Source organism: Ginsengibacter sp. (assembly GCF_057362405.1).
Genome location: NZ_JBMQQG010000067.1, coordinates 1 through 21,994, shown reverse-complemented (window position 1 = coordinate 21,994; position 21,994 = coordinate 1). Strand labels below are relative to the sequence as shown.

General features: G+C 39.3%; 15 protein-coding genes. 3 read left to right on the top strand and 12 right to left on the bottom strand.

Annotated features, from left to right (window positions below):
- Positions 1–42 precede the first annotated feature (42 nt).
- Positions 43–1,734, bottom strand: a complete 1,692-nt coding sequence (locus ACO1O5_RS05980) for a L,D-transpeptidase family protein (protein ID WP_486268928.1) — start codon at positions 1,732–1,734, stop codon at positions 43–45.
- Positions 1,735–1,832: 98 nt separating this feature from the next.
- Here ACO1O5_RS05980 and ACO1O5_RS05975 point away from each other — a divergent pair, with 98 nt between their 5' ends.
- Positions 1,833–2,537: a M15 family metallopeptidase gene (locus tag ACO1O5_RS05975; RefSeq protein WP_486268927.1), complete on the top strand. Its 705-nt coding sequence runs from the start codon at positions 1,833–1,835 to the stop codon at positions 2,535–2,537.
- On the opposite strand, the gene ACO1O5_RS05970 is transcribed toward ACO1O5_RS05975, so the two are convergent.
- Positions 2,534–3,037 carry a YkgJ family cysteine cluster protein gene (locus ACO1O5_RS05970; protein ID WP_486268926.1) on the bottom strand — a complete coding sequence of 168 codons (504 nt, stop codon included), beginning with the start codon at positions 3,035–3,037 and terminating at the stop codon, positions 2,534–2,536. The two genes, ACO1O5_RS05975 and ACO1O5_RS05970, sit on opposite strands and share 4 nt — an antisense overlap.
- Positions 3,038–3,151: 114 nt before the next feature.
- Here ACO1O5_RS05970 and xerD point away from each other — a divergent pair, with 114 nt between their 5' ends.
- Positions 3,152–4,051: a site-specific tyrosine recombinase XerD gene (xerD, locus tag ACO1O5_RS05965; protein ID WP_486268925.1), complete on the top strand. Its 900-nt coding sequence runs from the start codon at positions 3,152–3,154 to the stop codon at positions 4,049–4,051.
- A gap of 60 nt (positions 4,052–4,111) precedes the next feature.
- On the opposite strand, the gene ACO1O5_RS05960 is transcribed toward xerD, so the two are convergent.
- From ACO1O5_RS05960 to ACO1O5_RS05950, 3 genes are all read right to left on the bottom strand, one after another.
- Complete coding sequence (locus ACO1O5_RS05960; RefSeq protein WP_486268924.1) at positions 4,112–4,903, bottom strand: polyprenol monophosphomannose synthase; 792 nt, start codon at positions 4,901–4,903, stop codon at positions 4,112–4,114.
- A gap of 68 nt (positions 4,904–4,971) precedes the next feature.
- Positions 4,972–5,739, bottom strand: coding sequence for an exonuclease domain-containing protein (locus tag ACO1O5_RS05955; protein ID WP_486268923.1), 768 nt, complete (start codon positions 5,737–5,739; stop codon positions 4,972–4,974).
- Between the two features lie 73 nt (positions 5,740–5,812).
- Positions 5,813–7,165 carry a UDP-N-acetylmuramate--L-alanine ligase gene (locus ACO1O5_RS05950; RefSeq protein ID WP_486268922.1) on the bottom strand — a complete coding sequence of 451 codons (1,353 nt, stop codon included), beginning with the start codon at positions 7,163–7,165 and terminating at the stop codon, positions 5,813–5,815.
- Positions 7,166–7,443: 278 nt separating this feature from the next.
- Between ACO1O5_RS05950 and ytxJ the strand changes: the two genes are divergently transcribed.
- Positions 7,444–7,779: a bacillithiol system redox-active protein YtxJ gene (ytxJ, locus tag ACO1O5_RS05945; protein WP_486268921.1), complete on the top strand. Its 336-nt coding sequence runs from the start codon at positions 7,444–7,446 to the stop codon at positions 7,777–7,779.
- A 25-nt stretch (positions 7,780–7,804) separates the two neighbouring features.
- Here the strand turns inward: ytxJ and ACO1O5_RS05940 are convergent, their stop codons facing one another.
- The 7 genes from ACO1O5_RS05940 to ACO1O5_RS05910 all read right to left on the bottom strand — a co-directional run.
- The gene (locus ACO1O5_RS05940) at positions 7,805–8,605 is read right to left on the bottom strand and encodes a hypothetical protein (protein WP_486268920.1); all 801 of its coding nucleotides are present in this window, start codon (positions 8,603–8,605) and stop codon (positions 7,805–7,807) included.
- A 123-nt stretch (positions 8,606–8,728) separates the two neighbouring features.
- Positions 8,729–10,891, bottom strand: coding sequence for a glycoside hydrolase family 3 C-terminal domain-containing protein (locus tag ACO1O5_RS05935; RefSeq protein ID WP_486268919.1), 2,163 nt, complete (start codon positions 10,889–10,891; stop codon positions 8,729–8,731).
- 6 nt (positions 10,892–10,897) lie between these two features.
- A complete protein-coding gene (locus ACO1O5_RS05930; protein WP_486268918.1) occupies positions 10,898–13,276 on the bottom strand; it encodes a glycoside hydrolase family 31 protein in 2,379 nt (792 codons plus the stop codon).
- Positions 13,277–13,344: 68 nt separating this feature from the next.
- Positions 13,345–15,798, bottom strand: a complete 2,454-nt coding sequence (gene galB / locus ACO1O5_RS05925; protein ID WP_486268917.1) for a beta-galactosidase GalB — start codon at positions 15,796–15,798, stop codon at positions 13,345–13,347.
- A gap of 457 nt (positions 15,799–16,255) precedes the next feature.
- On the bottom strand, positions 16,256–19,483 hold the full coding sequence (locus ACO1O5_RS05920; protein WP_486268916.1) for a GH92 family glycosyl hydrolase: 3,228 nt from the start codon (positions 19,481–19,483) through the stop codon (positions 16,256–16,258).
- Positions 19,484–19,648: 165 nt separating this feature from the next.
- Positions 19,649–21,133, bottom strand: coding sequence for an alpha-L-fucosidase (locus ACO1O5_RS05915; protein ID WP_486268915.1), 1,485 nt, complete (start codon positions 21,131–21,133; stop codon positions 19,649–19,651).
- Positions 21,134–21,271: 138 nt separating this feature from the next.
- Positions 21,272–21,994, bottom strand: a 723-nt coding sequence (locus tag ACO1O5_RS05910) for an alpha-N-acetylglucosaminidase C-terminal domain-containing protein (RefSeq protein WP_486268914.1), incomplete at its 5' end; no start/stop codon positions are given.

Sequence of the window (21,994 nt, the reverse complement as noted above, 5' to 3'; positions counted from 1 at the left end):
CTTCTACAGAATATTGATTAATACCTATAACGTAATTATCACCTATTTATTTGCAAAATATTTTTCAGCAAGTTCCTCATCATCATTATAAATGTCCGGATAGAAAATAATTTTATCGTCTCTTGCTTCGCAAGAGAAATATTCGATAAAAAGCCGCAACCTGTTTTTCACAATTATTCGCTTCCTATCCTTATTAGCGAGCCATGTTTTAATTGAATCAACATTATAAGCGAGTCGTTGATCTTTCGTTTTATTTAAACTGTCATTCCTGGCGATATAAAAAGCAAGATCTTCCCATTTTTGAACCCGAACACATCCATGACTTAAATCCCTTTCAGAATTTTGAAACAGGTAGCGTTCATTAGTATCATGCATGTAAACACTGTAAGGATTATTAAAATTAAATTTCAACACGCCCAATGCATTGTCGTCTCCGCTACCCTGCATAATTTTCCAGGGAATTCCTGAAGTATATTTTGCCCATTTTATTGTATAAGGATCGACAACCTCTCCGTCATCATCGACGAGATTAAATCCCTTGCGGGCAAGATAACCGGGATCTTTTTTTAATCCCGGCAGGATATCTTTCTTGATGATACTTTCAGGTATGGTCCATTGCGGATACGTAACCATATCAGAGATTGCGGAAGTCAATGTCGGTGTAGGTGTTGCCGGTTTGCCAACTACTACTTTGGAACGCAGCACCAGTGTATCATGATCCCACAACTCCATGTAATAAGATGGAATATTTACCCAAATATACCGTACCGGCAAACTATCGGGCATTAACTTATAACGGTCAAGCGTAATTGCAATTCTTTTAAATTTTTCAACATCAAAATTATTCAATGAGCCAACGACCTTCAGGCCTATTCTTCCATCCTTTTTAAGTTTATGTGCAGACTGGTATTTTTTTAAATCGTTACTGAACATAATAGAATCGGGAAATTCTTCTACCGAATCAGCCATACCTTCTTCTACCAGCCTTGTTTGAATATTCTTAATAAGTAACTGAGAATCTTTCTGAGGATAAACGATAAACTGGTGAGGTGTGGTATCCATGCTATCAACGAAATCCCTGACCAGATTTTTGAGCGCCTGGTAGCGAAAATTAACCGGTTGCATAGAATCAAAAAGCCCGGTAATGGAATTATTTTTACGGGCTTCATTTAAATTTACTACGAAAAATGAATCTATAAAGTTTGGTTTCTTCGTAATGGATACACTATCAGGCACCAGTCTCCCTTCTTTTAAATCTTTCGATGTTTTCATAAAGGCGTCGGTTAACAGGACGTCTGCCTTTGTCCAAACTATGGCGTCTGTTTTTGCCAGTGTGTCGTCAATTAACTTTTTTCTTAAGCCAGTTAATTCTTTCAAATGATAATCTTCCGGGTAAAGGCCGTAATATTTGGAATGTGCAATAAAATCAAACATCGAATCAGCGAGTGGGTTCCATTTTTCTTTCCGGCTCCAGATGTTATGAAAATCATTTTTATCGTAAAATGATGTTACTACTGCCGGAAGATATAAGCTGATAGAATCGCTTATTTTACCATTGTTATCATTTGCATATTGCAATACAGCCTTGATATTATCTGTTATCTGATCATCCATTTCCTCGGGAACTTTTACGATCTCCTTTTTAACTGCTGCATGCTTGCTTTTGCAACTAAATGCACAGGATAAGATAATTAGGATAAAAAAAACATAAACTACATTTGGTTTGCGAAGCATGTTACGGCCAGGTTTATTTAAAAGGTAAATGTTTTCAGAATATGGTAAAACTAAAATATGTTATTTATAAAATAATTAAATCTTCGAAGAAGATATTAATGATTTGGATAATATCCCATTTCGCGACTGTTTACATTATAGCACAATCAGAAATTACTAACAAGTATGGATTAAATGTTGTCAATAATGTAAAAATACTGCAAACTGAAATTGCAAATGATTCCAATAAAAAAATGGTCGATATAAAGAAAGCCATACCATCTTTGATTTTTGATCTTCGGTATGCTACCAAAAACAATTTCATGCATCGCCGGCTATATCCACCTCTGGCAACGAGTTACCTGCGACTTGCAGCGGTAAACGCTTTAAAAAAAGTAGTTATTGCTTTGAAAGATAAAAACCTGGCGTTAAAAATATTTGATGCATACAGGCCATATTCCGTTACGGAAGCGATGTGGGAAGTCGTGAAAGACAGTCGCTACGCGGCAGATCCCGCTAATGGCAGCGGGCATAATCGCGGAACTTCGGTGGACCTCACATTAATAAATCTTCGTACAAAAAAAGAAGTCGACATGGGAACTGGTTTCGATAATTTTAGCGATAGTGCCCACCAGGATTTTAAGGCGTTACCGGCAATTGTTTTACAAAACCGCAATTTTTTAAAAACTATCATGGAACAATATGGCTTTATAAGTCTTGACACGGAATGGTGGCACTTTAGTTTACCGGACGCAAATAATTATGAACTGCTCAACATATCATTTGATGCATTAAGAAAACTAAATAATACTTCGAACCATTAGCCCTTTATTGCCGCAAACATCTTTTCAACAAACAACATCGTTGCAGGGCAATATTCTATGTTTTGTTTATGCACGTGCATATAATCCTTTAGTGGCTTTTTAACTAAATGCGGAAATCCGGCGCAGTCTGCAGGGCGGACCTCATAGATCGTGCACATATTTGTTTTTAAATCGAGAAACTGGCAGGGGCGGGATGTGTTCATCCAGTCTTTACCTTTCTTATCAAAATACAACCACTTCTCTTTAAAATCTTTTGGTCGCATACCAAGATGTGCCGCGATTCTTTTAATATCTGCGAATGTATAAGTTGGACTCATCACTTTACAACAATTAGCACAGCTCAGGCAGTCAATCTCCTCCCATACTTCTTTATCCTTTTGCGCTGCAAGCGTTTCAAGGTTTGCAGGAGGTTTATTTTCTAACCTGGTAATGAAGTATCGAAAGGATCTTCTATTCTTCTCAAAGTTTCTTTTAAGTTTCCGGAGACTAATTCGCTGCATGCAAAAATAAAGGTTAGATGGACTTACAAATGTGTTGTTGGGCTTTGGTTAAAATATAAAAGTAGCGCATATTTTATTTTAATTTCACATATCCATTAAAGCCCGTAATTTATAATGTGGCACATCTATAAAAAAGGATTCAAGGCATACCTGCAACTGGAAAAATCTTTATCAGAAAATTCGGTGGAGGCTTATATACATGATATTGATAAGTTTACCCAATACCTCGCTTTCGGCAATGCAGACATAAAACCCGGCGAAGTGAAATTACAACACCTGGAAAAATTTTTACAATGGATTAGCGAATTAGGAATGACGCCTTCTTCGCAATCAAGAATTATTTCAGGACTTAGAAATTTTTATAAATACTGCCTGCAGGAGCAGCTGTCAAAGACAGATCCAACCGCTTTATTAGAAACCCCGAAACTCATTAAACACCTGCCCGATGTTTTAACCTTTAGCGAAATAGAATCGATAAGTGACTGCATTGATGTAAGTACCAATGAAGGCGCCAGGAATAAAGCAATCATTGAAACGCTCTACAGTTGCGGGCTGAGGGTGAGCGAACTGGTTAACCTTCGTTTATCATGTTTGTATTTCGATGTAGGTTATATCAGGATCATTGGAAAGGGAGATAAAGAAAGACTAGTTCCGGTAGGAACTCCCGCTATAAAATACATTAATATTTACCGGCAAAATATTCGTGTACACGTTCCAGTTATACCCGGCAACGAGGATATTCTTTTTCTTAACCGCAGGGGAAGGAAACTGTCACGGGTAATGATTTTTATGATCATAAAAAATGCAGCAAAACAGGCCGGTATAACAAAAACGATATCGCCACACACATTTCGGCATTCATTTGCCACGCACCTCGTGGAAGGTGGTGCAGACCTGAGAGCCGTGCAGGAAATGCTGGGCCATGAGAGCATTACGACAACAGAAATTTACACACATCTTAACAGGGAATACCTTAGGGAAACTTTACAGCAGTTTCATCCTTCATATAAATAAATGCTTGCCGCAAAAAAAATGAAATAGTGAAAAGTGTGTGAAGTAATCTCTTAAAAGGAATCATTTTCCTTCCACCAACACTTGCTGGCTTTGGTAAGGGCTATTTTCAGGAATATTTTTAACCCTCCTTCTGTAGTTCTTAAACATGCTCATCCATTTAAGCTTTAGCACTCCAAAAATGCCTTCTTTGACGATGCCTTTGTTCATTTTGGAAACACCGTATTTTCTATCAATAAATGTTATGGGCACCTCCTTAATCTTAAAGCCAAGTTTCCAGGAAGCGAACTTCATTTCTATCTGGAACGCATACCCGACGAAACTGATTTTATCTAAATTAATAGTCTCTAGTACATTGCTTGTATAACATACAAACCCGGCGGTAGGGTCTTTTACGGGCATTAAAGTAATAAACCTTGTATAGACAGAGGCCCCCTTAGACAAATTTACTCTTATGGATGGCCAGTTTTTTACTTTGCCTCCTTTTACATATCGGGAACCTACTGCTACGTCAGCACCTCCCGTTTTGCATGCACGATAAAGTTTATCCAAATCAGCGGGGTTATGAGAGAAATCGCAATCCATTTCAAAAATATACTGATATCCTCTTGCGAGCGCCCAACGAAAGCCAAATATATAAGCTGTGCCGAGTCCCAGTTTACCTTCACGCTCCTCAAGAAATAAACTGCCTTCGTATTTTGAAAAAAGCCCTTTTACAATTGACGCAGTACCGTCCGGAGAGTTATCATCGATAATAAGAATATGAAAATTTTGCTGAAGGGCAAATACTGTTTCAATTATAGAAGCAACATTATCTTTTTCGTTGTAAGTTGGTATAATAAGAAGTTTTTCCAAAAAAGAGGTATAGAATTTAAAATGAAATTACAATTAATCTTAAAAAATATTTTAAAAAGGTTTAAATATCATTTTTTCAGCAAGGTACGATTCAATATTTCGGTAAGCTTTTGTTTGGTATGCAACGGGAAATCGCCCTTCATCATCCAGTCATAATATTGAGGTTCAGCTCTCAGCACCTCAGAAACGGGGCGACCCTTATGTTTTCCAAAGTTAAACACTTCTATTCCATTATCCATCACAAACCGCCTTGCGAAATCCACAATTTTTTCTTCGCCTGTAAATTGCAGAATAGTATCTAAAGTATTTCCTAAATGTTGATATCTGGTAATTTGGGCCTGTAATATCTCCCAGGTTGCGCTTGCATCTGCCTCTGCAGAGTGGGCATCTTCTAATTCCTTTTCGCAATAAAATTTATATGCCGCGCCAAGGGTACGCTTTTCCATCATGTGAAAAATATGTTGAACGTCAACCAATCTTCTGTTTGTCATATCTATCTCCAGCCCGGCTCTCAGAAATTCCTCCATCAACAAGGGAATATCAAAACGGTTGGAATTGTAACCTGAAAAATCAGCGTCGTCGATGAATTGTTTTAGCTCATTAGCAACTTGTTTAAAAGTAGGGGCATCTTTTATTTTATCATCTGTAATACCATGTATGTCGCTGCTGTTCTTAGGAATCGGCATCTGCGGATTTAACAATTTCTGTTTTACAGTTTTTGTTCCATCCGGAAATACTTTAATAATAGCTATTTCTACGATTCTATCAGTAGAAAGATTCATACCCGTTGTTTCGAGGTCAATAAAAACGAGGGGGCGTTTTAGTTGTAAGGACATTATGGAATTTTAATTTAGAATTAATGGTTTAAAATAATTGATAGGGCAACTGATACTCCAAATCCAGTGCCGGTTATGTTTTCTCAATAAGCTGCAGAATATCGATTCCGTCGAAGTTGCCGCTGCTCATAAAAAGAAAATTGACATTTTTCGCGTTAATGCTACTTAGTTTCTTCTCAAGTTCTTCTTTTACAGTTATCACTTCAAGGTTTGCTTTATTAAATCCGGCCTTCACAATTTGTGGATCAAGCATCGGCATCCGTTTTAGTTCTAAAGCATGCCTGCTGTAAAAGACAATTGCTTCGTCGGCATTATCCATAGCTCCCGCATACTCGTGCATAAAATCTGCGTTAAGGCTGCTGAAGGTATGTAATTCCAATATGGCCACCAGTTTTCTCCGGGGAAATTGTTGCTTAACTGCGTTTATGCTTGCCGTTACCTTACTCGGTGCATGGGCAAAATCCCGATAAATATTATACTCTTTATTTTGAACAAGTATTTCAAGCCTTTTTGCCGCTCCCGTAAATCCGGCAATTGCCTTTGCAAAATCAACATCATTTATACCAAGTTCTTTACAAACATTGTAAGCCGCCTGCAAATTTAAAAGATTATGGTTTCCAAAAATTTTTAATTGGGCTATCTCTTTTCCAATCATTACACTTGTAATACCCTCTTCAATTGTATGGCCTGGCAAATGATAAGGCAGATATCTTACATCATTCCTCTTATTTTCATCAACTAATTTTTTTAAAACGCTATCAGTTTCATTATAGATTAAAACGCCTTCCTTCTCAATTTTATTAATAAAAATTTTAAACTGCTCAAGGTAAAACTCAAATGTCGGAAATACATTAATATGATCCCATGCGATGCCGGTTATTACTGCTATATGTGGAAAAAGAAAATGAAACTTTGGACGTTTTTCTATAACACTTGCGGGGTACTCATCAGCTTCACATACGATTAGTGGTGCTTCGGTAATTTGCACACTTTGATCAAATCCATCCAACCGGGCACCCACCATGTAATCAAAATCAGTTTCAGAATCCCGGAGTACATGCATAATCATAGCGGTGGTAGTAGTTTTGCCATGACTGCCTCCAATTGCCACCCTTTTTTTATTCTTGCTTTCTTTATAAATATATTCCGGAAATGAAAATATTTCCAGCCCTATTTCTCTCGCCTTTTTTATTTCGGGGTTATCATCTTTGGCGTGCATCCCAAGAATGACGGCATCAATACCAGGCCCAATATTTTCGGGATGCCAGCCTGCTTGAACCGGCATAATTCCTTCTTTTTCAAGATTTGTTGATGCGGGTTCAAAAATTTCATCATCGCTGCCCGTTACCTGGTAACCTTTGCGATGAAGCGCAATTGCAAGCTGGTGCATAACGCTACCGCCAATCGCTATAAAATGGATGCGCATGAATGGTAAAAAATGTTTTTAAGCGACTTTAACAATAGATTGAAATATAATTCGTTTTTTTGATTAGCAACTTAAAAAAGTTAGATTTAAGTTTGCAAACGGGTGCAAAATAAAGTTTTAACCTAAATTATCGTTATGAAAAAATTGATTATCGTTTTTGCTTTGGCAGGTGCAATTGTAGTAAGCTTTGCATCGTGCAGTAGTTCGCGTAGAACGGGATGCCCGATGACACAAAATATCATCCACTGATTTTAAAATATTGCACCGATTTTTTCTCGATGAACTGGATTCCATTACTTAATGAGGAGCAACTTGAAGATATAAAAAAAAAATCCTCGCATACACCACAAGTGATATTTAAACACAGCACCCGCTGTGCTGTCAGCAGTATGGCTCGAAACAGGCTTGACAGAAATGAATCTCCGGAAGGGATCGATTTCTATTTTCTCGACATTATCAACCACAGAAATATTTCCAACAGGATCGCCCACGATTTCCATGTTCGACATGAATCTCCACAGGTATTGATTATACAAAACGGAACCTGCGTCTACAATGAAAGCCATTCTTCCATTGATATGGCTGACATTAGAATTAACGCAGGTAAAAGTTAGGTATATAGATTATCACAACTCCCGGTTAACCATGCGTTATAAACAATGAAGTTCTCGTTTGGTTAAGCACTACATTCGAAAGGCTGGGTTTAAATAAAAGGGAAATAGCACTGCGCCCATAAGCACCCATAACTACCATCGCATTTTCTGTATGATCGTCGAGAAATTCAAGTAGTTTCTTTTCAAGCTTTCCTGTAAGTGAGATCACTTCAAGATCAGAAAATCTTTTTTCAAGTTTTTGAGAAACCGCTGCCCGGTGCTTCTTTTTTATTTTTTCCTTTTCATTAATAGTCACCAGGTAAGCTTTTTTCTTACAAAATTTCGGAAAAAGGTTACTATAGGTTTTAATCGCGAGCAAAGCATCATCGCTTCCATCGTATAAGAGAATGGAGGCTTTAATCTTAGTTGCATTGGCCGATATCAGGCATATTGGACATTTAACTTCCCCGAGGATATCTTTGAGAGAATATTTTCTGAAATCGTCACGCGAATCAGTAACGATGCAACCTGCTTCCGAACTTAAATCAATCAATCTTTTCAAAGAAACTTCCTTCTCAAAAGAACATTGAACATTTTCTTCGTCGCAGAAAGTTTTGAACAATTGTATATTTTTTTCTTCCAGTGTATCGTTGTCGGGCCTCTCCTCTTTTGGTGAAAGCTCTTGTTGCACCGACGCTATGTCGCTCGGAAAAATATAGCCCGTTGTCTCATCCTTTAAAAATAGGGCATGTATTTCGGCCTCATTTTGCTTGGCAATATTTAAAGCAAAAGTCGTTAAATGCCAGGGAGCATTTATTCCATTAAAAAGCACGATAATCTTTTTCATCGCAAAATATTTATCAATTTATTCGCCGTAAAATTTTGAGGGAAGCTTGTTTCGAAAACAAAAAACAGGCAGTGAAAATAAGAAAAGAAATTATTTTGCAATGTTATCTTTTCGATGGACCTGCTAATCGCTGACAACCATATTGTCCTGGAACTTAAAATCGGCTGAAGACGTTCCTAACATGACTTTGATATGGTCATTTTCCAGTATATAACGATGCAGATTTTCATCCCAGTATTCTAAATCAGCAGCCTTAAATTTTAACTGAATGGTTTTCTTTTCGCCTGGCTGTAACGTAATACGTTTAAAAGCTTTCAATTCTTTTTTTGGACGGGCAACGACAGAATTCAAATGTTGTATATATAATTGTGCTACCTCATCACCAGTTCGTGTACCCGTATTGGTTATATCAAAGGTTACTTGTGCTTCTCCATTTGATTTTATAACCTTACTGTTCAATTTAAAATTAGAATATTTAAAAGTTGTATAACTTAAACCATAGCCAAACGGATATAAAGGTTCGCCCTTAAAATACATATAGGTACGGCCATCACGAATATTATAGTCCATCATAGGCGGAAGTTGATCCATTGACAGAGGCCATGTTTGCGTCAATCGGCCACCCGGATTATAGTCTCCAAACAACACATCTGCTATTGCTGTTCCTTCTTCCTGGCTGTTGTGTGCCAATTGAATGATGGCGGGCATATTGTGTTTCGTCCATGTTATCGCATAAGGAAAATTAGCAATTAATACGACGATAGTTTTAGGATTGATTCGATAAACTTCTTTAATCAAATCTTCCTGTTCGAGGTAAATTGTTTTTCTATCAACATCTTCTCGTCCATCACTTGGCACCGGGCACTGATCCCAGGGGGCATTACACCAGGGATGGTTACCAACAACCATAATGACATAGTCGGACGAAGCCGCCAATGCTTGTACACTATCTTCATTTTTTCCCGTTGTCCATTGAACAGCAACATTATCGCCTAATTTATTTTTAATTCCCTGCAAAAGTGAAACAGCATATGGTGGTGTGCCACTATACCAATCCAATAAAACCTGGTTGGCATAAGGTCCAATTACCGCAACAGACTTAATTTTATTTTTATCAAGAGGAAGAAAATTGTTTTCATTCTTTAGTAACACAATTGATTTCCGGGTAACATCTTTTACAAACTCTTTATTTTTTGAGCCAAGCCATGGTTCTTCCCCATCTTTGATAGACGCATAGGGAACTATTTCAGGCGGATCCAACAAACCTAGTTTTATCATTACCCTGAAGTCGCCGCGAATCACTTCATCTATTTCACTTTCTTTTAGAAGTCCGTCATGCAAGGCACTTTTAATCGGATTAAGATACCTGTCAAGAAATTGATTGATACCCGCTTTTACCGCAGCTGCTGCCGCCCACGCACTGTCCGGATAATATTTATGTGCCTTCCAAAGTAAGCCCAATGCCCCGCCGTCAGTGCATATAATTCCATTCTGTCCCCATTCTTTTACGGCAATATCTTTTAACACCGGACTCACCATCATCGGTATGCCATTGTAACTATTATACGATGCCATGAAAGCACGCGAGCCAGCATCTATACCCATTTTGAAAGGGAGCGAATAATATTCACGAAACAAACGCTCATCAAAATCTGAAGAAGACCGCACGCGGTTATCTTCATTGCTGTTAGCCAAAAAGTGCTTCATCAACGAAGCAGTCATCCAATATTTAGGATCGTTCCCCTGCAATCCTTTCACATAAGCCTGCACCATGCAGCCATTGAACCAGGCATCTTCACCATAACATTCTTCGGTCCGGCCCCAGCGAGGATCGCGGCCAATATCTGCATTTGGCGCCCGGATTACTAAACCTCCCGTTTTATATTTCTCACTTTGAAAAATGTATCTCGCTTCGTAAGCTTCGGTCGCTGCTACCTTTCTTATTAAAGCAGTATCCCAGGTTTCACCAAGTCCATATGATTGAGGAAAAGTAGTGGTGGTAACCAACTTCCGTCTTCCCCAATTGCCCGGCCCGCCTAAGGCAACTCCATGCAAGCCTTCAATTTGTCCTGAACCTTTTATTCCCAACCGTGGAATAGTCGGATTGGTTCCAAGGCAGGATATTTTTTCATCAAGCGTGAGTAAAGAGATGATATTGTCAATTCTTTTTTCGACATCAAGTCTTGGATTCTGAAAAGGGTATTGATACTGCGCATACAGCTTGCCGTTAGTAAATATATTTACGATCAGAAATAATGAAAAGAAATTTAATAAGACCCTTCTCATACTCAATTATTTGCTTTTATAGGAATGAATATTCCATTTTACGGCACCGCTGTAAGGATCATTTGCAAGGCGGTTATTCTCTACGGAAACTGCATGCAACACATTATCAGATGGTAAACAAATAAGCCCCGTAGCAGCTTTTTTATCAGTGCTATAAACAACCCATTCAATATTTTTCCAATCCATATCCTGTGTTGATTGCGCCAGTCTTATTTTTGGTATGGCTGCTCCATCCCTCACCAATATTGCGCAGGCTATCTTTCCACCTTTTATATGGTTCCATCCCTTGTTATACACTTCACCGCTTTGAAAGTTGATCCACTTGCCACCGGGCAAATAAACATCTCTTTCATAAACACTGTCCTGGAAAAAAGGCGCCACCAGGATATCTGATCCAAATAAGTATTCATCTTCTACCTGCCATGCACCTGGATCATCGGGATATTCCACAAATAATGCCCTTACCATGGGTAATCCTTTCTCAGTGCATTGCTTCGCTTGTGCGTATACGTAAGGCATCAACTTATATTTCATTTCGTCGCTTAGCCGGTATTCATTTAAAAATGATTTACTGTATTCCCATGGTTCTTTAGGCGGTGCACCATGACTTCGTGTATGCGATGTTAAGAAACCAAAAGGCGTCCATCTCCTGTACAATTCTTCCGGTGTCTTCAAAACAAAACCTCCCATGTCGTGGCTCCAGAAAGAAAAGCCGGAAAGCCCAAATGATAAACCTCCGTGCAATGTTGCCAGCATAGCATTGGACGTATTTTCAGCGTCGCCACCCCAATGCACAGGATAACGTTGGCTGCCCGCCCATGCGGACCTTGCCCATATAATATTGTCACCAGTCACTTTTTTCGTAATGTCCGCAACTGTTTTATTGTAGCGAAGCGGGTACAAATTGTGTTCGTAAAAACCGGTCTTGCCGGAGTGATATAAACCATACGGCGGCGCTGCTTCTCCGAAGTCAACTTTGATAGCGCTTACACCCATTTTCAATAAGGTGTCCAATTGACTTTGGTACCATGTTATTGTTGCCGGATTAGAGAAATCAAGTATCGCATCCTTGTAAGGCGAATCACCATTGGCATCCCTTACATACAAACCCTTACCCATTATTTCAGGATATAAACGATTCTTTGGAACAAAATAAGGTAATTGCCAAAGTGAAATTCTATGACCAACTTTCTTAAGATCACTGATCATTTTGGCGGGATCACTGAAACGGGTAGTCGAAAATTTATAGTCGGTTCTCCAGTCTGTTTCAAACCAGCCAACATCCAGGTGAATCACATCGCAGGGTATCCTGTTTTCGATGAGTTTGGCTGATACATCTCTTACCTGTTTTTCAGAAGAGTACGTAATACGACTCATCCAAAGACCAAAGCTCCAAAGTGGCGGCATTGGTGACTTCCCGGTAAGGTTCGTGTATTCATTTAATATCTCTTTAGGCGATCCTAAAAAAATGAAAAGATCGAGTTGGTCATCCCCAATCATCATGGTGTTAACACTATTAAACGATACGCCGAAGTCGCAGGTAATGGGTGTAGTGGTATGCATAAACATACCGTAGCCGTTGCTGCTCATAAAAAAAGGGATCGGCTTGTACATAGTCGGGTTTTGAACACCATTGGCATCGTCTGTCCATAACACAATCTTCTGCCCACGTTTATCCAATTTGGTAAAACTTTCACCACATCCGAATATTTTTTCGTCGGGAGAAAGCGTAAATGAAGCGGCAAAACTCTTCGACATATTAATGGAACTTTCCACGAAAGAAAAAGGCATTACCGGAGTATAGGTTCCGGCATTGTCTTTTGCATGGAAGGTGGATGTTAATAATTTTCCGTCGGCATCTCTTATTTCAATGTGCCACGGATAGGCAAGAATTCTTACAGAACCAAACGCACTGGTGTATTGATAGCCACCATCAATTTTTGAATATTTCCAATCGGCGTTATCAGAAACAGGATCTTTTACAAGCATCAGACTATCCTTTTCTTCTTTCATGTCGGTTGCTGACTTTACGCGAAGCCTCAATGTACGCGGAGATATAAATTGAATTGAAAATGGCAGAATGGGATTTACCGGGTATTCCGCTTCAGGAAACACATTACCACCGTCCGGATGCAGGAACGCCAATTCGTTGTCAAACGCCATTCGTCTACCATAGCGGTTGCGTTGAAATTCAATGTTACCGGAGACGGATGACGGATTGAAATCATTCAGGCTATCTGCCAGGAAATAGACGTTGGCAAAATTTCTAAATTCAGGACTAATGTCAACCGGTTCGTTAATGAGCGGCTGCATTTGTGCTGAAAGGCAATTGCTCCAAACCAACAAAGCAAATACTAAAAGTTTTTCAAGAAAGTTCGAAGGCATGAATTTGGTTTTAAAGATTTAATAATTTTTTTTTAACGGTAATGTTTCTATTAAAATATAAAGGTCATTTATTTTGCTTCAATTAATATACTTGAAGATGTCAAACCATCGGCAAATGCGGTGAGCGTTATCTTTCCCTTGTTACCATCTGATTGAAGGATTGCCAGTGCAAGCCCGTTTAATGCCGTATGCTTGTCAGCTTTAAACGGTTCATGACTTACCGGATCACCGCTATCAACTCCAGCAATAAAACCTGCACCACTTACTTTAAAATGCACCAGGTTACCAGCATCGGGAACCGTTACGCCATCTTTATCAACTATCGTTGCTGTTATAAATGAAAGATCATTGCCATCTGCGTGTATCAAAGATCTGTCGGCTTTCAAAATAATTTTAGCTGCTTTGCCTGCGGTCCGCACTTCGCTGGTTAAAACAACTTTACCATTTTTCCTGGATATTGCTTTCAGTGTTCCCGGCTCGTACGGCACATGCCATAACACATGCAAATCGTCGCCAGATTTACTTTTTATTCCCAATGATTTTCCATTCAAATAAAGTTCAACTTTATCGGCATTATTATAGTAAGCCACCACATCCACCGTATCACCTTTCTTCCAATTCCAATGTGGGTAAATATGTAAAACAGGTTTTTTTGTAAATACACTTTGGTATAAATAATAAACGTCTTTAGGAAAACCTGCAAGGTCAATGATACCAAAGTAAGAACTGCGAGCGGGCCAAGAATAAGGTGTTGGCTCGCCCAAATAATCAAAGCCCGTCCAAATATACATGCCGGATACGTGATCACTTTTAAGCAAAGCTTTTATACTTTCTTCGTGTGTGGAGCCCCAGGGGGTACTTACATTATCGTATGCCGAAACTGTGTAACCGCCATTTGGATTTTCAAAAGGAATATCCCATCTCTTAGGCCATCGACGGATTGAATCGAAAGGCAGGAGATCATAATGGCCACGTGTTTCAAGAGCCGAAGTACTTTCGGTAACAATCATTTTTTTGCCGGGCCATATTTCATGAAACTTTTCCCACGCATTGTGGTTATAATTAAAACCGACTAAATCGAAGGCACCCGATAAAACAATATTGTTGTGAGGCCCGGTGTTGTTGTTAGCGGTTACAATTTCTCTCGAAGTGTCTAACGCCTTCACAATGCCTACCAGTTCTCTCGCTATTACACGCCCTGACGTATCACCTTTGGCCGCATCTCCGCCCTGTTCTCCAATTTCATTCCCAACGCTCCAGATAAAAACAGATGGATGATTCCTATCCCGAAGCACCTGGTCCTGCAAATCTTTTTTGTGCCATTCGTTCCAATACAAATGATAGTCATAAGGATTTTTTTGTTCGGCCCACATATCAAATGCTTCATCCATTATTACGAAACCCATCCTGTCTGCTAAATCCAACAACTCCGGCGCAGGCGGGTTATGAGAAGTGCGGATACCATTGCAACCCATTGCTTTTAATAGTTCCAACTGGCGCTGCAATGCTCTTGTATTTACGGCCGATCCTAAAGTTCCGAGATCGTGATGGTCGCAAACGCCAACAATTTTTACATGCTTTCCATTTAAAAAGAATCCCTTGTTAACATCGAAATTAAAGTAACGGATGCCAAATGCAGTCTCGTAAGTATCTACGACTTTGCCATCGACCTGCAACTGAGTAATTGCTTTATAAAGGACAGGCCTTTCAATAGACCATAGAGAGGGGTTTCTGATTAACGCAGTTTGCTTTACAGGATTAGTCATAGCATTAGCAGATGCGCCTGTTCCATCAACATTTAAGTGTGAGGAAACCTTTGCTACCTGTTTGTTGGCTGCATCCAATAGAATTGTATTTACAACGACGGATTTATTAGTTGTATACTGGTTTTTGATATTGGTAGAAATATCAATAGTTGCTGATTGATTAGAAACCTCTGGCGTTGCAATGAAAGTTCCCCAATGATCAACATGCACTTTATTTACTGTCGTCAACCACACATTTCTGTAAATGCCCGATCCGCTGTACCAGCGTGAATTGGGTTGTTTCGAGTTGTCAACTTTTACAGCAATCACGTTTTTTTCAGTGCTATACTTAAGGTACGGCGTGAGATCATATTGAAACGAAATATAACCGCTGGGCCTGTTGCCCAAATAATGACCATTGATCCATACTTCACTATTCATATAAACACCATCAAAATCAATTAAAACGACATCATCTTTTTTACTAACGGGCACAGTAAACGATTTTCTGTACCAGCCAATTCCTCCCGGCAATGCACCTCCGCCCGGCGTTGCAGGATTGTCCTTACTAAATGTTCCTTCGATGCTCCAGTCGTGGGGAAGATTGAGTTTTCGCCAGTCTGCATCATTGATGCCCGGCTCGTTGTAGGATTGAACACTGTCGAGTTTAAATTTCCAGCCCTTGTCGAAATTAACCCTGGTTTTATTTTGAGCGTGCAGTTGAACGAATAGGAAACACGGTATTGAAAGTGAAATAAGTTTAAATAATTTGTTCATGAAATATTGGTTTGAATGGATAATTGTAAAAACTTGCGAGAATTGATAATGGATGCCGGGCCAGCGCTAAAGGAGATTGATTCATTTGCATAAGCTTCATAAAGCAAATTAATTCATACTGAGATTATTTTTTTGACAGGCGACCTGTAACTAACAGCCACGAGTAGTTGTATTCCTATCCATAGCAACAAAAATGTAAAATCTAAAAGCAGATTTTAACTTCCAAACGGAAAGTATAACATTCATTCGGAAAGACAATACAGAAAGGTATATTTTGGAGATTTTTTTTGGAAACTGAATTTATTCCAACCCCTCAGGTTTTAAGATCGCCCCCTTGCAAATTTTTACTAGTGCTTATTCTCATGGGAAATAGAGTCCGCAGAAATAAGCCTCCCCGGCAATAGACGCAGAACAATTTAATAAGCCAAATAACAATGTTATTGAATGCGTGGTTACATCATTTCATCTCCGCTTCAATTTCATTTTGATTTAGGGGCAAGGCAAATATTTTTACATGATTAATGTATCCGGTAAAAATCCGTTGCATCGGAAACTCTTCATTTCTCCCAATGATCCATTTATTGGTATTGGAAAGATTGACCGCTTCCTGTAAGTGAGTGGCGCCTTTCAGCATTCCGTCAATATAAACCTCCAGGTTTCTTCCGTCGCAAACGCCGGCAATATGATGCCAATGGTTTAACCAATCTCCTGGCAGGCCGACCGTGCAAGCACCCCTGCCCCAGCCTCCTGCAAAAAAAGTAAGTTGTTTGCCATTCACCAATTGTAAAACGTGATTGTCACCTTTGGTAATTATGTCGGTTAACCCATTTGAAACCGACTTAGGGTACATCCAAGCCATGACGGTGATAGTCGAATCCATATGATCTAAAGTGTAAGAATTGGGAACATCCACATAACAGTTTTCATTTAAAAGCAACGAATCCGTTTGCGCAACATTTTCGTCAATGTGGACGGCACCGTTATTTCCAAATCCCGATCTATCCTCAACTGTATTGTCTTTTATCCCTGGCGCAACTAACTGCAACTGAAGAATTTCTGCATCTTTATAATTGTTGTAAATTTTAATCTTACTGTTATTTTTAAATATTTCAATTTCCTGCAAGCCGGTTTTTTTTGATTGAATAGTATTGCTTATCGTTTTGATTTCTCCCGGCAAGAGTTCCACGGTATCTGTTGCAATAATCTTTTTATTTAGTTGCACCGGGATGAAAAACGTACGCCTGTCACCGCCAATATTTTGTGCTGAAAAAGAGACAATTGCGCTATTACCTAATTTTACTATAGGCGTTACCGTTAGAGAAGAAATGTCGGGATGCAGCGGATATGGATAAGGAGGTTTTAAAACAAATAGCTGCGCAACCACTTCTCGATCTATAGTTATCCCGGTTGTTCCAATCTTATATAATTTCATTTTTATAGAGTCTACAATAACAGCATCTTTATTAACAAAACAATTTTTAAAATTATATTCGTTGCCATCAATCATCAACTTTACAACTTTAGTTCCTGCCGCTCCTTTATTTTTTATAGAAAAGCGGAGCCAAAAACTATCGTTCGGAAATACTTGCTTTGCTGACAATTTATAATCTGACATTTCAAATGCAGGATGTTCCTTTGTTTCACTAAACACGTCAGGTAGTTTTTTATCAAACCATGCATTTGTTGAATTACCGGTCATCTTAAAAACCATTTCACCACCTTTCATAACAGCAGCATCTGATATCGATAATCGCCTGAATGGTTGATTATTCAATTTTAATGACTGCACATAATAATTGCCAGCACCTGCATGCAGGCTTTTTATGCGAAATGTTTTGTTGTTAGCAAGATGAAGTGTTACCGAAGAAAATAGTGGCGAACCAATTGTGTAGTCTGGCGTTCCCGGGCAAAACGGGTAGATACCCAATGCGCTTAATACCAGCCAGCTTGAAGTAGCGCCAAGATCATCATTGCCCGGAAGGCCTCCAGGAGTAGTGGAGAATCTTTTATCAATAATTCGTCTTATCCATCTTTGGGTAAGATCCTCACGATGCGAAAAATTGAAAAGATACGGCACATGAAAAACGGTTTCATTATCGAAAATTATCTGTTGATTGCTTAAAGCGTTGTTCAACCGCGAGGCAAACTGTTCGTCACCGCCAAAATAATTTACGAGGACTCTTGCATCAAAAGGGACAGAATAGGAATAGACCCACTTATCTCCTTCTTTATAACCAATGGTACCCGGGTTTTTCAAAAATTCATTTTCATCCCGTGGTAACAAAAACATGCTGTCTGCGTAGAAAAGATTTTTATAGGAATTACTCAAAACTTCCAGGGAATCATAATCTAACTTATCATTCATAATTTTTTTAGCGAATTGAGCAAGAACCCAATCATCATAAGCATATTCAACAGTTCTGGTGACAGACTCCGGGTGGGCCGAAGAAATGTATCCGTTAGTAAGATACCCCGTCATATCCTTTTGAATAAATGGGCCCGTAATAATTTGCTTCTTCATCGCCTGGTATAGATCAAGACTATCAATAAGTTTAAAACCTTTCAGATACGCATCCACAAGAATATCTATAGTATGGTTACCCGTCATAGATTCAGTAGGTAAATGGCCTGATTGATTGTAAATGTCCATTATAGACAACATAATATCTGCCTGCTTTTCAGGATATAAAAGACTCAGCATTGGATGCAGGGAACGGTAAGTATCCCAGGGAGAAAATTTCCCATACTCGTAATGCCCCTTTGTCTTATGAATTAATCCGTCGGCTCCTCTATAATTTCCGTCAGCATCAGAGATAATCCATGGAACCAATAATGAATGATATAATGCAGTATAAAATTTTTGTTTATTGATGATATTATAATCGTCCACATCAACTACTGAAAGATATTTTTTCCATAAGGTTCTTGTGCTGTTTTTAATTTCATCGAAAGACTTTTTGCTTTCTGTCTTAAGATTTTTCAAAGAGTTGGCTGTTCCAATATGTGATGTGCTTAAGCGGATTAACAGTACGGTTGGTCGTGCAGCTGCTGCCGGAAACGTTAGGATAACCCCTTCCGTTAGTTGTTGTATACTGTTATACGATCGATTGAATTTTATTACTGCATCATTTTTCGTTCCAAATAAGCAGTTGTTGGCGTGAAATGTTATGAGTCCCGCATCACCAATAAATATTTTCGGCACTACACCCTTTGGAAAAGTAATCCTGAAAATTCCATTATAAATTGATGTCGTCGCCTCAACCAATGTATGATCATCGTTTAGAGCAACACGATAGTAACCGGGTTCAGCATTTTCATCTTTATGACTAAAGGGCCGGCTGGTAAGCAAAGGCTTTGGTTGATCTGGCTCATTCAGCGGCATCAGGTACAAATCCCCGGAAGAACCACCGGGAAATCCGCTTGAATGATTGAGGCAACTAAAATAAAGAATTGAACTATCCTTATAGTCATAGCCATTGTTTCTTGTCTGCGGCGTTAATTGAATAAAACCTGAAGGAGCCACAGCACCGGGATAACAACCTCCCTCATTACCCCATTTCGTATATACGTCACTGGTAGATGTGCCAATAAAGGGGTTTACATAAGATAATACATCATACTCCTGTGCGTTAACATCATTGCAAATGAAAATGCTGGAAATAAATATCGCGATGGCTATTTTCATAATTTCATTCCAACCCCCATCACTGTCATTCGACAGGCTCAGCAGAGGGGACGAAGCTCGTCTTAAATTTTAGGATAAATCTTCTTTATCTAACCTGAAACCTACCAACCAGCAAAGCGACATATAACAAATGGCAAGCACCAATGTACCCAACGGGCCAGCGACTTAAAAAAAAGCCGGTTGTTTATAAATACCAAATGTATGAATCGCCACACATGCTTTACCGTTAGTAATCCTTAGCCGTATCTTCCTGGCCGAAACCGGCGCAAATTTCACGAGCCATTTATAACCGATAGATTGTTTCCCCGTCGCTTCTTTAATTGGAATCCAGGTTTTGCCATTCGGTGAATAATCAACAGACCAACCGGTAGTGCGATGACCAAGTTCTATCACTTCCTGTAACATCAGCACATCAAAAGTTTTTACTGCACCAAGGTTAAATGTTATCGTATCAGTTGTAAAAGCGTCCCTGGTAGCATAATACGTTTTTTCAGATTTGTCTACCAAATTGGAAAGTTTATAATTTGGTCCGCGGGGATGCAGCGACTTTATGGTAGCGCCGCCCGCAAGATTATTTTCAAATGTACCATCAATCAATTTACGCAGGCTATCAGTTCTGCGGGCATCGATTGGAGAAACTAATCCCTGTTTGTTTGGCGGAAAATTCAACAGTAAAACACTATTATGTCCAACTGAATTAAAATAAAGATCCCACAAAGTTTTAACACTTTTTACCTGCGAGTCCTCATCCGCATGATAGAACCAACTTGGGCGAATGGATACGTCAACTTCTGCCGGCACGTAAGCGGTACCGTTAGTTTCGCCATGATTCAGTTCGTAAATATGTTCAGGCTCGTCCCGGATTGATAAAGGATTAATAGTTGACCAACAGGGATCACCTGCTATTCCCGATTCGTTTCCAACCCAGCGGCAATCAGCAAATTTGTAAGAGTTCTTCGTTCCGAAAATAACACAGTTGGGCTGTAGCTTTCGAACCGTGTCCGCCCATCGGGTGTAAAAAGTTTCCGGCAATTGATCAGCGCCAGCTCCGTCCCACCATATCTCCCAAACGGGACCATAGTTTCGTAAAAGTTCTGATAGTTGGTTGGCGTAATAATCGCTGTAAGCTGGTGTGCCGTACCTGAAGTCATGTCGGTCATAAGGGCCGAGATATAAGCCTGCTTTAATTCCCGCCAACTTGCAGGCATCTGTAAATTCCTTAACAACATCACCCTTGCCATTTTTCCACGGACAATTTTTTACGGAATAATCAGTATGAGCCGAAGGCCAGTTGCAAAAGCCATCAGCGTGTTTTGCGACAAAAATAGCGGTAGTGATTCCGGCATTTTTTAATACGTGAACCCATTGATTACAATCTAATGCCGATGGATTAAAGTATTGTGTGCCCGCCCTGCCATTACCTTCATTAACGTCTGTAAATGTGTTCATGCCGAAATGAAAAAAAGCAATTATTTCCCGGTGGTACCACTCAATTTGCCTGGCATCAGGCACGGGCCCAACAGGGACTGGTGAGGTCTGTGCATTTGATGAAAATGGAATAAATGTAGTAATGACTGCAAATAACCTGAGTAATTCTTTTGATCGAAATGATAATATAATTCGTTGAATTCCCGTGGTGCACTTCATCATTTAAGTTTATATTTTTTAAAAAATTATTGCAGATTCAATATTTGCAATACAGGTACTGTGTTATGTTATCCGATTTTTAAGTTACTTTATTTTGATAAGTAATTGGCTCCTGATATAAGACTTCCTGTTCCTCCACCGCTATTTATTTTCCCCGCGTATTTCAGGTTCATATTTTTCAAATATCTTATTAACTACTTCAATTGTATTACCTGCAGGTGTTGCTGAATAAACGTCATGTGCATTTACCCATTGCCATTCCCATTCTTTAATTGATTTTTCAAAATCGGCAGTTTCCATTCTGTCGCCATTAATCATCTTTTGTCTCATATAAACAAAAAACTCTTCCCAGCGCGGTTTGTAAAACCCTTTAATTAATCCCGCCCATTGGCGGTTGCTGTATTCATGAAGCCCGCTTTCTTTATCGCCCCAGAGTGTTACGATATCCCTTGCGTTCAATTCATATAAGTCCTTTTCACTTTCGGTAATACCGTTTGACCGTGCATCCTCTATCCATTTACCCAGCAAAAAGTCTTTCCGGGTATTTAGTAATTCATCCATGTCGTTCATTAAATCAAGAAATTTATTGGTATACTCATCGTAACTAACGGTATCATGTTGCAAATATGCCAGTACCCATTTCTGTTGAAGGGGGGTTGCATAATTGGCAAGTACTTGCCGTGTTATGTCAACAAGGTCATATTGAAAGCCATCGCTCGCCTGCAATTCCGGTATTGCCTTTACAAATAAGTTCCATGCCCGGAGAAGATCTTCAGGGTTATAATCCAGCTTCGTTCTAACCCTGCTGCCCCATACGTCTATGGTTGGCCGTGAGACGATAATCGATTCAGGACCGCCTTCACC

What these genes read in the sequence shown, in the direction of transcription:
- ACO1O5_RS05980 (WP_486268928.1), bottom strand. Translation starts at nt 1,734, where the DNA reads ATGCTTCGCAAACCAAATGTAGTTTATGTTTTTTTTATCCTAATTATC.
- ACO1O5_RS05975 (WP_486268927.1), top strand. Translation starts at nt 1,833, where the DNA reads ATGATTTGGATAATATCCCATTTCGCGACTGTTTACATTATAGCACAA.
- ACO1O5_RS05970 (WP_486268926.1), bottom strand. Translation starts at nt 3,037, where the DNA reads ATGCAGCGAATTAGTCTCCGGAAACTTAAAAGAAACTTTGAGAAGAAT.
- xerD (WP_486268925.1), top strand. Translation starts at nt 3,152, where the DNA reads ATGTGGCACATCTATAAAAAAGGATTCAAGGCATACCTGCAACTGGAA.
- ACO1O5_RS05955 (WP_486268923.1), bottom strand. Translation starts at nt 5,739, where the DNA reads ATGTCCTTACAACTAAAACGCCCCCTCGTTTTTATTGACCTCGAAACA.
- ACO1O5_RS05950 (WP_486268922.1), bottom strand. Translation starts at nt 7,165, where the DNA reads ATGCGCATCCATTTTATAGCGATTGGCGGTAGCGTTATGCACCAGCTT.
- ytxJ (WP_486268921.1), top strand. Translation starts at nt 7,444, where the DNA reads ATGAACTGGATTCCATTACTTAATGAGGAGCAACTTGAAGATATAAAA.
- ACO1O5_RS05940 (WP_486268920.1), bottom strand. Translation starts at nt 8,605, where the DNA reads ATGAAAAAGATTATCGTGCTTTTTAATGGAATAAATGCTCCCTGGCAT.
- ACO1O5_RS05935 (WP_486268919.1), bottom strand. Translation starts at nt 10,891, where the DNA reads ATGAGAAGGGTCTTATTAAATTTCTTTTCATTATTTCTGATCGTAAAT.
- ACO1O5_RS05930 (WP_486268918.1), bottom strand. Translation starts at nt 13,276, where the DNA reads ATGCCTTCGAACTTTCTTGAAAAACTTTTAGTATTTGCTTTGTTGGTT.
- galB (WP_486268917.1), bottom strand. Translation starts at nt 15,798, where the DNA reads ATGAACAAATTATTTAAACTTATTTCACTTTCAATACCGTGTTTCCTA.
- ACO1O5_RS05920 (WP_486268916.1), bottom strand. Translation starts at nt 19,483, where the DNA reads ATGAAAATAGCCATCGCGATATTTATTTCCAGCATTTTCATTTGCAAT.
- ACO1O5_RS05915 (WP_486268915.1), bottom strand. Translation starts at nt 21,133, where the DNA reads ATGATGAAGTGCACCACGGGAATTCAACGAATTATATTATCATTTCGA.